The organism is Pseudarthrobacter woesei, assembly GCF_055412745.1.
The window spans coordinates 218,624-231,212 of sequence record NZ_JBVAYU010000001.1; the positions used below are offsets into that span (position 1 = coordinate 218,624).

13 protein-coding genes are annotated in these 12,589 nt (G+C 68.1%); all 13 read left to right on the forward strand.

Going from position 1 to position 12,589, the window contains the following annotated elements; all coding sequences use genetic code 11:
- Positions 1–13 precede the first annotated feature (13 nt).
- The 13 genes from tilS (at position 14) to ACZYZE_RS01120 (ending at position 12,587) form a co-directional block, all read left to right on the forward strand.
- Positions 14–1,051 carry a tRNA lysidine(34) synthetase TilS gene (gene tilS / locus ACZYZE_RS01060; protein WP_459319860.1) on the forward strand — a complete coding sequence of 346 codons (1,038 nt, stop codon included), beginning with the start codon at positions 14–16 and terminating at the stop codon, positions 1,049–1,051.
- 29 nt (positions 1,052–1,080) lie between these two features.
- Complete coding sequence (gene hpt, locus ACZYZE_RS01065; RefSeq protein ID WP_232082480.1) at positions 1,081–1,632, forward strand: hypoxanthine phosphoribosyltransferase; 552 nt, start codon at positions 1,081–1,083, stop codon at positions 1,630–1,632.
- 200 nt (positions 1,633–1,832) lie between these two features.
- The gene (gene ftsH / locus ACZYZE_RS01070; protein ID WP_459319844.1) at positions 1,833–3,902 is read left to right on the forward strand and encodes an ATP-dependent zinc metalloprotease FtsH; all 2,070 of its coding nucleotides are present in this window, start codon (positions 1,833–1,835) and stop codon (positions 3,900–3,902) included.
- A 57-nt stretch (positions 3,903–3,959) separates the two neighbouring features.
- Positions 3,960–4,556, forward strand: coding sequence for a GTP cyclohydrolase I FolE (folE, locus tag ACZYZE_RS01075; RefSeq protein WP_463906153.1), 597 nt, complete (start codon positions 3,960–3,962; stop codon positions 4,554–4,556).
- Positions 4,557–4,568: 12 nt separating this feature from the next.
- Complete coding sequence (folP, locus tag ACZYZE_RS01080) at positions 4,569–5,504, forward strand: dihydropteroate synthase (protein WP_463905736.1); 936 nt, start codon at positions 4,569–4,571, stop codon at positions 5,502–5,504.
- A gap of 14 nt (positions 5,505–5,518) precedes the next feature.
- The gene (folB, locus tag ACZYZE_RS01085; protein ID WP_463905737.1) at positions 5,519–5,887 is read left to right on the forward strand and encodes a dihydroneopterin aldolase; all 369 of its coding nucleotides are present in this window, start codon (positions 5,519–5,521) and stop codon (positions 5,885–5,887) included.
- Positions 5,884–6,414 carry a 2-amino-4-hydroxy-6-hydroxymethyldihydropteridine diphosphokinase gene (gene folK / locus ACZYZE_RS01090; protein WP_463905739.1) on the forward strand — a complete coding sequence of 177 codons (531 nt, stop codon included), beginning with the start codon at positions 5,884–5,886 and terminating at the stop codon, positions 6,412–6,414. Before folB ends, folK begins: the two co-directional genes overlap by 4 nt.
- Positions 6,411–6,932: a DUF3180 domain-containing protein gene (locus ACZYZE_RS01095; protein ID WP_459319848.1), complete on the forward strand. Its 522-nt coding sequence runs from the start codon at positions 6,411–6,413 to the stop codon at positions 6,930–6,932. The genes folK and ACZYZE_RS01095 overlap by 4 nt, the downstream gene beginning before the upstream one ends.
- Entirely contained in the window at positions 6,913–7,425 is a 513-nt protein-coding gene (locus ACZYZE_RS01100) for a PH domain-containing protein (protein ID WP_463905741.1), read from the forward strand. The genes ACZYZE_RS01095 and ACZYZE_RS01100 overlap by 20 nt, the downstream gene beginning before the upstream one ends.
- A 39-nt stretch (positions 7,426–7,464) precedes the next feature.
- Positions 7,465–9,102, forward strand: a complete 1,638-nt coding sequence (locus ACZYZE_RS01105; RefSeq protein WP_463905744.1) for a PH domain-containing protein — start codon at positions 7,465–7,467, stop codon at positions 9,100–9,102.
- Entirely contained in the window at positions 9,095–10,003 is a 909-nt protein-coding gene (locus tag ACZYZE_RS01110; protein ID WP_459319851.1) for a Rossmann-like and DUF2520 domain-containing protein, read from the forward strand. The genes ACZYZE_RS01105 and ACZYZE_RS01110 overlap by 8 nt, the downstream gene beginning before the upstream one ends.
- Before the next feature lie 15 nt (positions 10,004–10,018).
- Entirely contained in the window at positions 10,019–10,918 is a 900-nt protein-coding gene (gene panC, locus ACZYZE_RS01115) for a pantoate--beta-alanine ligase (RefSeq protein ID WP_463905746.1), read from the forward strand.
- Positions 10,919–11,105: 187 nt separating this feature from the next.
- Positions 11,106–12,587: a DHA2 family efflux MFS transporter permease subunit gene (locus tag ACZYZE_RS01120; RefSeq protein ID WP_463905748.1), complete on the forward strand. Its 1,482-nt coding sequence runs from the start codon at positions 11,106–11,108 to the stop codon at positions 12,585–12,587.
- Positions 12,588–12,589 lie beyond the last annotated feature (2 nt).

The following is a 12,589-nucleotide window of genomic DNA, read 5'->3' on the forward strand; positions in this document are numbered from 1 at the left end:
CACCGCACGGAAGATGCTGCAGGATGCCCTGGCCGCAGCCGGCTATCCCGAAGGGGTCCTCGTCGCCTGCAGCGGCGGACCCGATTCGATGGCACTTGCCGCCGTCGCCGCGTACTTTGCCCGGCGCGGACATGTGGACGGCCACCCCGTATCCGTGGGCGCCGTCGTTGTGGACCATCAACTGCAGCCCGGTTCCGCCGAGGTGGCCGCCACCACTGCCGCGGCTCTGCGGGAACTCGGACTATCACCCGTCGACATCAGGACCGTCGAGGTCGCCTCCACCGGCATGGGTCCCGAGGCGGCGGCCCGGGACGCCCGCCACGCAGCCCTCGAGGCCGCCGCCCACGAGGCAGGCGCCGGCGTGATCCTGCTCGGCCACACCCTGGATGACCAGGCCGAACAGGTGCTGCTGGGACTGGCGCGCGGCTCCGGCACGCGCTCCCTCGCCGGGATGCGGCCTGCCCGCGGGCGCCTGCTCCGGCCCTTCCTTGGCCTGCGCCGGGCCGACACCCTGGCGATCTGCGACGTCGAGGGCCTCGAGCCCTGGCACGATCCGAGCAACGCGGACCCCGCGTTTGCGCGGTCCCGGACCCGGGTTGACGTGCTGCCGCTGCTGGAGGAAAAGCTCGGCCCCGGGGTGGCCGAATCGCTCGCCAGGACCGCCGCGATCCTGCAGCTCGACGCCGACTACCTCGAGGACGTGGCCAACGACACCTTTGCCCGGCTGCAGGAACAATCCGGTTCCACCATCAGCCTCCCGGAACAAGCCCTGCGTGAGCTGGCCCCGGCCGTGAGGTTCCGGGTCATCGCCAAGGCCGCCGCCGCCGTCGGCGGTCAACAGCCCAGTTACCGGCGCCTGCTTGCCGCGGAAACACTGCTGCGCCGGCACGGATCGGCCGGTCCGGTGGAGCTCCCCGGCGGCGTCAGCGTCTACCGGCTCTCCCTCGCGCAACTGATCTCCGGAGGCCCGTCCGGCCCCGACGGGGTTCCCCGCGAGGGCGCCCGCTGTGGGAAGCTTGTATTCCGGCCTCAAAAACCGCCCCGAATATAGTCGACCCCGCATCTACACAGGAGTTATTGGTGGATTCAAACGACGTCCAGGCAGACCTCAAGCACGTTCTGTATTCCAAAGAACAGATCCAGACCCGGATCACCGAGCTCGCTGCCCAGATCGACAAAGACTACGAAGGCCGCGATCTGCTGATCGTCGGTGTACTCAAGGGCGCCGTCATGGTCATGGCCGACCTGGCCCGGGCCCTGCACAGCCACGTGTCCATGGACTGGATGGCCGTCTCGTCCTACGGGTCCGGCACGCAGTCCTCCGGTGTGGTCCGCATCCTCAAGGACCTCGACACCGACCTGATGGGCAAGGACGTCCTGATCGTCGAGGACATCATAGACTCCGGCCTCACCCTGTCCTGGCTCAAGACGAACCTTGAATCGCGCGGCACGGCCTCGGTGGAAATTTGCACCGCCTTCCGTAAGCCCACGGCCGCCAAGGTCCAGATCGACGTCAAGTACGTCGGCTACGACATCCCCAACGAATTTGTGGTGGGCTACGGCCTGGACTATGCCGAGAAGTACCGCAACCTGGACTTCGTCGGCACCCTGGCACCGCACGTCTACGAGTAGCCGGCATCCGCCGCGGAACGCAGTCGCGCCGCCTCCGCCGCGCCAGATAGCGGGTCCCGCTACGCCCACAGGGAACTTTTGTACTTCACCGTGCGTGAGTAACTGGGACGGTGTATAGCTAGAAGCTGATGCAGCACCACACGCGCGCAGATCGGTCGCCGTGCCGCACTACCAGGAGGGACGGGGCCAGCCCCGATCAGATGAAAGCTAAGAGTTTCTTCAAAGGCCCGGGCATCTGGATTGTCGCTGTTATCGGCATGCTCCTGCTGGCCTTTGCCACCCTGGCTCCGGGCGGCTCAACCCGGATCGACACCGACAAGGGCCTCGCGCTGCTGACGGCGGGCGGCAAGATCGAGCAGGCCAAGATCTTCGACGCGGAAAACCGTGTGGACCTGGTCCTGAAGGACAGCCTTAAGGTCGACGGGCAGGACAAGGGTAAGAACATCCAGTTCTATTACGTCAATGCCCGCGCTGCCGACGTCGTCAAGGCCGTCACCGAGTCCAAGCCCCCGAGCGGCTACACGGACCAGCCGGTCGAGAACAACTGGTTCGCCGGGCTGTTCTCCCTCCTGATCCCTGTACTGCTGCTCGGCGTACTCTTCTGGTTCCTGCTCTCGCGGATGCAGGGCGGCGGCTCCAAGGTCATGCAGTTCGGCAAGTCCAAGGCCAAGCTGGTCAATAAGGACATGCCGCAGGTCACCTTCAGCGACGTGGCCGGAGCCGACGAGGCCGTCGAGGAACTCGAAGAAATCAAGGAATTCCTCCAGGAACCGGCCAAGTTCCAGGCTGTCGGAGCCAAGATCCCCAAGGGTGTGCTGCTCTACGGCCCTCCCGGCACCGGCAAGACCCTCCTGGCCCGCGCGGTCGCCGGCGAATCCGGCGTCCCCTTCTTCTCCATCTCCGGTTCCGACTTCGTTGAGATGTTCGTCGGTGTGGGCGCCTCCCGTGTCCGCGACCTGTTCGAACAGGCCAAAGCCAACGCGCCGGCCATCATCTTCGTGGACGAGATCGACGCCGTCGGCCGTCACCGCGGTGCCGGCATCGGCGGCGGCAACGACGAACGCGAGCAGACCCTCAACCAGTTGCTGGTCGAAATGGACGGCTTTGACGTCAAGACCAACGTCATCCTGATCGCCGCCACCAACCGCCCCGACGTCCTGGACCCGGCTCTGCTTCGTCCGGGCCGCTTCGACCGCCAGATCTCCGTCGAGGCCCCCGACCTGATCGGCCGCGACCAGATCCTGAAGGTCCATGCGAAGGGCAAGCCGATGGCACCCGGCGTCGACCTGAGGGCCGTGGCGAAGAAGACTCCGGGCTACACCGGTGCGGACCTGGCCAACGTCCTCAACGAGGCCGCCCTGCTGACCGCCCGATCCAACGCCAACCTGATCGACGACCGCGCCCTCGACGAGGCCATTGACCGTGTCATGGCCGGCCCGCAGAAGCGCAGCCGCGTCATGAAGGAGCACGAGCGCAAGGTCACCGCCTACCACGAAGGCGGCCACGCCCTCGTCGCCGCGGCGCTGCGGAACTCGGCTCCGGTCACCAAGATCACCATCCTGCCCCGCGGCCGTGCCCTGGGCTACACCATGGTGGTCCCGGAGAACGACAAGTACTCCGTGACCCGCAACGAACTCCTCGACCAGATGGCTTACGCCATGGGCGGCCGGGTAGCCGAGGAACTCGTCTTCCGCGACCCGTCTACCGGTGCGTCGAACGACATCGAGAAGGCCACCGGGATTGCCCGCAGGATGGTCACCGAGTTCGGCATGAGTGAGCGCGTCGGCGCGGTACGCCTCGGCCAGGGCGGCGGCGAGCCCTTCCTGGGGCGCGACGCCGGCCATGAGCGCAACTACTCGGACCAGATCGCCTACATCGTCGATGAGGAAGTGCGCCGCCTGATCGACGGGGCGCACGACGAGGCCTATGCCATCCTCATCGAGAACCGCGATGTCCTTGATGAGCTGGCCCTCGAACTGCTCGAGCGCGAAACCTTGAACCAGGCCGAAATCGCGGAGGTCTTCATCAATATCCGGAAGCGCGATTTCCGCGAGGTCTGGTTGTCCAAGGAGACCCGTCCGATCCAGGAAGCCGGCCCGGTGGAGTCACGCCGCGAGAAGGCCGAACGCGAAGCGCAGGAAGAAGCCACTGAGGCCCGCCTTACCGAGCCGCTGGACACCTTCCCGCCGCACGCCCAGGGTGTCCCCGGACAGGAGCCGTTCCAGGGCGGCGGTGTAACAGATCTCGGGCCTGATGGCCGTCCCGGCTAGGCTTCTTCTGTGACTTCTTTCTTCAATGACGACGACGACGCTCCCGCCACCGATCCTTTGGCGGCGGGAGGTCCGGTTTCCGGCACGGCCGTGGTGGATCACCCGCGGATCGAGGCTGCGGTCCGGGAGATCCTGCTGGCCATCGGGGAGGACCCGGACCGCAGCGGCCTTCTGGAGACCCCGAAGCGGGTCGCCAAGGCCTATGCCGAGATGTTCGCCGGGCTGCACCATGATCCGGCCGAAATCCTCGCGACCACCTTTGACCTTGACCACGAGGAACTGGTCCTGGTCAAGGACATCCCGTTCTACTCCACCTGTGAGCACCACCTCGTGCCGTTCCACGGCGTGGCCCATGTCGGCTACATTCCCTCGCACGACGGCAAGGTCACCGGCCTGAGCAAGCTGGCGCGGCTGGTGGACATGTTCGCCCGCCGCCCGCAGGTCCAGGAACGGCTGACCACCCAGATCGTCGAAGCACTCGTCACCCACCTCAAACCGCGCGGCGCGATCGTCGTCGTCGAATGCGAACACCTCTGCATGTCCATGCGCGGCATCCGCAAGCCCGGCGCCAAAACCGTCACCAGTGCGGTACGCGGGCAACTCCATGACCCGGCCACCCGTGCCGAAGCCATGAGCCTCATCATCGGAAGGTAAGAACACAAAACTATGGACTCCCTAGCCGCAACCCCGGGAACCGGTCCCGCGACCTCGCCCCTGCCCATCGTGCGCAAAGCACGCCCGGCAGCGAGCTTCAAGGATCTGCCCACGGACCGGACGCTCGTTATGGGGATCCTGAATGTCACCCCCGATTCCTTCAGTGACGGCGGCAACTACGCCACCGCGGACGCCGCCATCGCCGCAGGCCTGCGGATGTTTTACAGCGGAGCGGACATCATCGACGTCGGCGGCGAATCCACCCGCCCGGGCGCAACCGAAGTCAGCCCCGAAGAAGAGCAGCAGCGGGTCCTGCCCGTGATCGCAGCCCTCGTCAAGGCCGGCGCCCTGATCAGCGTCGACACGACCCATGCCGCCACCGCGGCAGCCGCCCTCGCCGCCGGCGCCACCATCATCAACGACGTCTCCGGCCTCACCATGGAGCCTGAGATGGCGGAGCTCGTGGCCCGCAGCAAAGCCCCCTACATCCTCACGCACCGCCGCGGAAACGCCAGCACCATGGATTCCCTGACCGACTACGGAAATGTCGCCGCGGACGTCGCGGCGGAACTCGCCGGCGTCCGGGACAAGCTCTACGCGGCCGGAGTCGCCCCGGAGCAGATCATCGTGGACCCCGGACTGGGCTTCGCCAAGACCGATGTGCAGAACTGGGAACTGCTCAAGCATCTGGACGTGCTGCAGGGCATGGGCCACAAAGTCCTCGTGGCCGCCTCGCGCAAGCGTTTCCTCGGCAGCCTCCTGATCGTGGCCGGCAAGGCCGCCCCGCCGGCCGAACGTGACGCCGCCACGGCAGCCGTCACCGCCATCAGCGCCTACCAGGGTGCCTGGGCGGTCCGCGTCCACGACGTCGGCCCCACCCTTGACGCCGTCAAGGTCGCCGCCCGGATGACCGTCCGGACCCCGGGCACCGCCCCCGGCCACAACTGAACCGGCAGCCCACCATGGACCAGATCACGCTGAGCGGTGTCACCGCCGTCGGCCATCACGGGGTGTTTGATTTTGAGCGGCGCAACGGCCAGCCGTTCGTAGTCGATGCCGTGCTGCACCTGGACGTCAGCCGGGCCGCGGCGTCCGACGACGTCCTGGACACCGCGCATTACGGTGAAGTGGCCGAAAGCATCCGGGGCTGGATCACGGGGGAGCCGCTGAACCTGATCGAGGCGCTGGCCGTGCGCATCGCCGACGACGTGCTGCGGAAGTTCCCGGTTGCCGCGGTCGACATCACCGTGCACAAGCCCAAGGCCCCCATCGAGGTCGAGTTCGGCGATGTGTCCGTAACCGTCCACCGGACCCGGCAGGGGCAGGCATGAGCTACACCCGGGCCGTGCTGGCGCTCGGCAGCAACCTGGGGGAGCGCAGCGACACCCTCTCGTCCGCCGTCGCGGACCTCGTCGATCCGCCCGAGGTCCGGCTCCTGGCGATCTCGCCGATCGTGCAGACGAAGGCGGTGGGCGGGCCGCCGGACCAGCCGGACTTCCTGAATATGGTGATCGCCGTCGAAACCAGCCTTCCGCCGGAGGAGCTGCTGCGGCACTGCCATGCGGTGGAGCAGAAGCACCTGCGGGTACGTGAGGTGCACTGGGGACCTCGCACCCTGGACGTGGACATCATCACTTACGGCGAGCTGGCCAGTTCCGGTCCGGAGCTGGCTCTTCCCCATCCGCGTGCCGCGGAGCGGGCCTTCGTGCTGTACCCGTGGTCGCTCATCGATCCCACGGCTGAACTGAACGGCGAACGCGTCGGGGACCTCGCCGCCAGGGCCGCCGACTTCGCCGACCTCGTGCCCTTCGACGGCTTCGAGGAGCTGCACGGTGCGGCCGGAGCGGCGGAGTCATGAAGCTGACCAACCCCCTGCTGCTGCTCGTGATCGGCGTGGCCGTGGGAGTCCTGGGCTGGCTCGCCGCCCTGCTGACCACCCGCTACAGCCTCAACACCCCGGTGCTGCCGCTGACCGGGCTGATCACCATGGGCGTGATCGTGGTGCTTACCCTCGTGCTGGGCGTCCGCGTGCTCCGCTGGCGCAACGGCAAGAAGAAGAAAATGCTCAACCCGATCCTGGCCGCCTGGACGCTTGTCCTTGCCCAGGCCTGCGCCTACACCGGCGCCGTGCTGCTGGGCTGGCATGCGGGGATCTTCCTTGACCAGCTACGGCTCTGGAACCTCCGTAGCGACCAGAGCCTCACCTGGCAGGCCCTGGCAATGGCCGGCGGAGGCCTGGCCATGATTGTGGTCGGGCTGGTGGTGGAACGGTTCTGCCGGATTCCGCCCGAAGACGGCGACGCCGACACGGCAGCCGGTCTGCAGGAAAAACGTAAACCCAAGACGGAAGGCGAATATGCGTACCGAGGCGATTGACCCGCAGGGCATCGACTGGCTGCGGGTTTCCCCGAAGTACATCACCGTCCGCATGGCCGGCTGGGCGATTGGTAACTTCATCGCCGTCGCCCTGCTCTCGCTGCCGCTGGTGCTGGTCCTCAGCGGGGTTTGGACGTGGCTGCCGCTCTGGCTGGCGGTCACCGTTCCCGCGGTGATGCTGCTCCTGGCCTTCTGGCGGCTGGTGCTCATCCCGCGGCAGGTGCGTTCAATCGGCTACGCCGAGCGAAAAGACGACCTGCTCATCCGCCAGGGCATCTTCTTCCAGCGCACCCTCGTGGTGCCTTACGGGCGCATGCAATACGTCGACATCGGCGCCGGTCCGGTGGAACGCGGCCTGGGCCTGTGCACCCTGAAGCTGCACACAGCATCCGCCGGCACCCGCGCGGAAATCCCGGGCCTGCCCGCCGGGGAAGGCGCACGGCTCCGCGAGCAGCTGTCCGCCCGCGGCGAAGCCCGGCTGGCCGGGCTGTGACGGCTTTGTTGTGACGGGCCGGCTGTGAAGGGGGCTGCCGTGAACGGCGGCGGTACCGGTGTGGCGCCGGAGAGGACATCCGGCGCCGAGGGTGCGGCAACGCCCGGCGGAGGGTGGCTGCGCGTGCATCCGGCCTCACCGTTCGTCCGCGGCTGGTTTGCGCTGGCCGCGATCGGGTTCTTCTTCGGCCGCGACACCTTCGAGCGGATGCTCCGGGGCGGTCCGCTCATCGACGAGGGCGTCGCGGGCCGGGCCCCCTGGCTGCTGCTCGGCGGCGGGGCCGTGCTGCTGCTCACCGTGCTCGGCTACATCCTGACCTGGTACTTCACCCGCTACCAGGTGGCGGAGGGCTACGTCCGGGTCAACTCCGGCTTCCTCTTCAAGCAGCAGCGGCAAGCACGGCTGGACCGGGTCCAGGCCATCGACATCGTGCAACCGATGCTGGCCCGGATTTTCGGCCTGGCCGAGCTCAAATTCGAGGTGGCCGACGCCGGCGAGTCCGCCGTGCGGCTGGCATACCTCCGGATGGACGAGGCCCGGCAGCTCCGCGCCACGATCCTGGCCCGCGCGGCCGGGGTGGTGCCCGATCCCGAACGCCCCGGGGCCGCCGCCGCGGAGGCGCCCGAATACGCCGTGCTCACCGTCCCGCCGCGGCGCCTGATCGGTTCCCTCGTGCTGAGCGAACAAAGCTTCTTCGTGGTGGTCGGCGGGGTGGCCTCCGTGGTGTTGTCCGCCGTCACCGAGAACCGCGGCTTCTTCTTCTACCTGATCCCGGCCATCCTGGGTCTCGTGGCCGCGTACTGGTCCTCGTTCAACAAGGGCTACAACTTCACCGCCGCCATCTCCCCGGACGGCATCCGGCTCCGCTACGGGCTCCTGGACACCCAGGCGCAGACCCTGCCGCCGGGCCGGATCCAGGCGCTGCGGGTCAGTCAGCCGCCGCTTTGGCGGATCTTCGGCTGGTACCGGATCCAGGTCAACGTGGCCGGGTACGGCGCCGCCGGCAACAATGGCGAAAGTTCATCCCGGACCACGCTCCTGCCGGTGGGAACGTTCCCGGAGGTGCTGACCATGCTCTCCCTGGTACTGCCCGATCCCGGCACCCCCGACCCGGTCCGTGTCTTCACGGCCGGGATCAGCGGCCTGGCCGGCGCCTCCGTGGCGTCCGGTGAGGCGGACGACGGCGGTTTCGTCACCACGCCGCGGCGCGCGCGGCTGCTGGCGCCGCTGGGCTGGCGGCGCAACGGCTTCACCGCCACAGACACGGCGCTGCTGATTCGATCGGGCCGCTGGTGGCGTCACCTCGTCCTGGTTCCGCACCAGCGAACACAGTCCATGGCCCTGCAGCAGGGTCCGCTGGCCCGCCGCTTCGGCGTGGCGGACCTCATCCTGCACACCACGGCCGGTCCGGTGGCCCCGAGGCTCGTCCAGGCCGGCCTCCACGAGGGCAGGGCGCTGCTCGAGGCACAATCCGCCAGGGCCCGTGCGGCCCGGAAACGGCAGACCAGCGAGCATTGGCTCGGCCAGGTCCGGCCGCTGGTGGCCGAGCCGGCCCACGTGGTTGAACCCGCCGAAACCGGGCCTGCCGAAGCCCCGGATCCCGACAGGCTCGATCACCGGACAGAGCCAGACCATGTGGAAGAACTCAGCGATAGGGACGGCCCGCGACATGGCTAGGCCAGGACGCCTCGGCGTCGGAATCATCGGAGCCGGCAAAGTCGGCGCCGTCCTCGGGGCGGCCCTGCGCGGCGCCGAACACGCCGTCATCGGCATCTCCGCGGTGTCGGATGCCAGCCGTGAACGCGCGGAAACCCTGCTTCCCGGCGTACCGGTGCTGGACGTGCAGGACATTGTCGAGCGCGCCGAACTGGTGCTCCTCGCGGTCCCCGACGATGCACTCGGCCCCCTCGTGGAGGGCCTGGCGAAACTCGGTGCCTGGCAGCCCGGCCAGCTCGTGGCACACACCTCCGGCCGCTTCGGGGTGGGGATTCTGCACCCGATCCGCTCCGTTGGTGCCATCCCGCTGGCGCTGCACCCCGCGATGACGTTCACCGGCATGAGCCTGGACCTCACCCGCCTGCTTGACTGCACCTTCGGCGTCACGGCCGACGCCGCGATGCTGCCGATCGCGCAGGCCCTCGTCGTCGAGATGGGCGCAGAGCCCGTCGCCATCGCCGAGGCCGACCGCACGCTGTACCACACGGCCCTGGCGCACGGCTCGAACCACCTCGTGACCCTCGTGGCGCAGGCATCCCAGCTCCTCCGGGACGTCGGTGTCGACTCCCCGGAACGTATGCTGGGACCGCTGCTGCGCGCCTCCCTGGAAAACGCCCTCGCCTCGGGCGAATCGGCCCTCACCGGGCCCGTAGCCCGCGGTGACACCGGCACCGTGGCCGCGCACGCCGAGGCCTTGCGGGAGTATGACGGCGGTTCCGGCGGCGATATTCTGGAGGCGTACCTGGCCATGGCCCGGGCCACCGCCCGACGGGCCGGAAGCCGCGGGCGGCTGTTGCCGGACCAGCTCAAGGGCATCAGCCAGGCGCTTGATGGCCCGGACCATCATGGCCCGCAATCCTAAGGAAGGTCCATAAACTTGGCGATCCAACTCGTGTCGACGGCTGCCCAGCTCCGCACCGAAAGCGCCCGCCTGCTGGCGGAGAAAAGCGGCAGCTCGCAGGGGCTGGTGCCCACCATGGGCGCCTTGCACGAGGGACATGCCCAGCTGGCACGCACCGCCGTCGCCGAGAACGACGTCGTGGTGGTCAGCATCTTTGTCAATCCGCTGCAGTTCGGCGAGGCCGCTGACCTGGACCGCTACCCCCGCACCCTCTCAGCGGACCTGGCCCTGCTCGACGCCGAGGGCGTGGACCTGGTGTTCGCGCCGAGCGTGGAGGAGGTCTACCCCGGCGGGGAGCCGAAGGTGCGGATCGCCGCGGGGCCGATGGCGCAGAAGTGGGAGGGTGCCGTCCGCCCCGGACACTTCGACGGCGCCCTGACGGTCGTGGCCAAGCTGCTGCACTTCGGCATGCCCGACGCGGCCGCGAGCACGGGGCCGCCGGAGTACCGGGCGTACTTCGGCCAAAAAGACGCCCAGCAGCTGGCCCTGGTCAAGCGCATGGTGGCGGACCTGAACTTCCCGGTGGAAATCGTTGCGGTGCCGATCGTGCGCTCCGCGGACGGCCTGGCACTCTCCAGCCGCAACCGGTTCCTTTCGGCGGACGAACGCGAGGCGGCCCTGGTGCTGTCCCGGGCGCTGCGCCTGATCGAGGAACGGGCCAATGCCCATGAGCCGCTGGACCTGGAATCAGCGCAGGCGCTGGTGGAGTCCCAGCCACTCGTGGAACTGGACTACTTCGACATTGTGGATCCGCGCACACTTGATCCGCTGGCCGAGAACTGCAGGGAGACACCGTTCCGCGGCGAGGCCCTGGCACTCGTCGCGGCCACGGTCGGCCCGGTCCGCCTGATCGACAACGTTCCGCTGAGCTCCTGAACAAAGCAACGCGGGGTCACTTAGCGCCCATGCCGCGTCCAAACTTGGGCCGGATCTGACCCCGCGTTGCATTTCCGGGGCGGAAATCTTGGCGGGGCGGGAATTACTCCAGGGAATCGCCGGTTGTCGCCTGCAGTGGCGGCTACTCGCGCCGGACCCCATTTTCGCACTCCCAGAGGGAAGCCCTATGTCTACAGACGTCTCTTCAAAGGCCCACGGCGATCCCGCAGGGGCCGCGCAGACCCAGGGCGCCGGGAAGAAGCCCGCGGCGCCGCCGGCAAAGATGTCCCGGGAATCGGTCACCATTATCGCCACCCTGCTGGTGGCCACCTTTGTGGTGATCCTGAACGAAACCATCATGAACGTCGCGCTGCAGCGGCTGATGGTGGATCTCGGGGTCAGCGCGCCCACCGTGCAGTGGCTTTCCACCGGATTTATGCTCACGATGGCTGTGGTGATCCCCACGACGGGCTTCATCCTGCAGCGGCTGTCGACCCGCGCCGTCTTTATGCTGGCCATGGGCCTGTTTTCCGGCGGCACGCTTCTCGCCGCCCTGGCTCCGGGGTTTGAAATCCTGCTGCTTGCCAGGATCGTCCAGGCCGGCGGCACGGCAATTATGCTGCCGCTGCTGATGACGACCATTCTGACCCTCGTCCCGGTCTCCCGCCGCGGCGCCGTGATGGGCAACGTGAGCATCGCCATCTCGGTGGCTCCGGCCATGGGCCCCACCGTGTCCGGCCTGATCCTGGAGCACTTTTCCTGGCGCTTTATGTTCGTCTTTGTCCTGCCGATTGCCCTCGCCGCGTTCGCGATCGGCGCCCGGTACCTGACCAACATCGGCGAAAAAGAGAAGACGAAGCTTGATGCCCTGTCCGTCCTGCTGACCGTTCCGGCGTTCGGCGGCCTGGTGTACGGTCTAAGCCAGATCGGCGGAGGCCAGGGCGGGTCCGGTTCCCCCGCCCTGGCGGCACTGGCCGTGGGCGTCATTGCCCTGGTCGCGTTTGTGCTCCGGCAGCTGAAGCTGCAGAAGTCCGAGGCGCCCCTGCTCGACCTGCGCGCGTTCAACTTCCGGATGTTCACGGTGTCCGTGCTGCTGCTCGTGGTCGCCATGATCGCACTGTTCGGCGCGGTGATCCTGCTGCCCCTGTACCTGCAGGAGATCCGCGGGCTGACGTCGCTGGAGACGGGCCTTACCCTGCTGCCCGGCGGCCTCGCCATGGGACTGTTGGGCCCGTTCATAGGCCGGCTCTTCGACAGGGTTGGCCCGCTGCCGCTGACCGTCACGGGCTCGTCGCTGCTGGTGGTGGCCCTGTTCCAGTTCTCCCGGCTGGACGCGGCCACGCCGGTCGGCTGGATCATCGCGCTGCACGTGGGCCTGAGCCTGGGGCTGGCGCTGATTTTCACTCCGGCGTTCACCACCGGCCTGAACCCGCTGCCGCCGCACCTCTACTCCCACGGTTCGGCGATCATGAGCACCCTACAGCAGGTTGCCGGGGCCGCCGGGACAGCGCTGCTGGTCTCGATCTACGCCGTCGTGTCTGCGGCGTCCGGAATCGTCGCAGGCATGCACGCGGCGTTCCTGACGGCGTCCGTCATCGCCGTGGCCGCCGTCGTGCTGGCTACCCTGATGCGCAAGACCGCCGGAGCCGAGCAGCCTTCCACCCATTAACG

Coding starts and splice junctions, on each gene's coding strand:
- folB (WP_463905737.1), top strand. CDS start 5,519: ATGGACCAGATCACGCTGAGCGGTGTCACCGCCGTCGGCCATCACGGG.
- folP (WP_463905736.1), top strand. CDS start 4,569: ATGGACTCCCTAGCCGCAACCCCGGGAACCGGTCCCGCGACCTCGCCC.
- ACZYZE_RS01100 (WP_463905741.1), top strand. CDS start 6,913: ATGCGTACCGAGGCGATTGACCCGCAGGGCATCGACTGGCTGCGGGTT.
- tilS (WP_459319860.1), top strand. CDS start 14: ATGCTGCAGGATGCCCTGGCCGCAGCCGGCTATCCCGAAGGGGTCCTC.
- ACZYZE_RS01110 (WP_459319851.1), top strand. CDS start 9,095: ATGGCTAGGCCAGGACGCCTCGGCGTCGGAATCATCGGAGCCGGCAAA.
- ACZYZE_RS01095 (WP_459319848.1), top strand. CDS start 6,411: ATGAAGCTGACCAACCCCCTGCTGCTGCTCGTGATCGGCGTGGCCGTG.
- ftsH (WP_459319844.1), top strand. CDS start 1,833: ATGAAAGCTAAGAGTTTCTTCAAAGGCCCGGGCATCTGGATTGTCGCT.
- ACZYZE_RS01120 (WP_463905748.1), top strand. CDS start 11,106: ATGTCTACAGACGTCTCTTCAAAGGCCCACGGCGATCCCGCAGGGGCC.
- folK (WP_463905739.1), top strand. CDS start 5,884: ATGAGCTACACCCGGGCCGTGCTGGCGCTCGGCAGCAACCTGGGGGAG.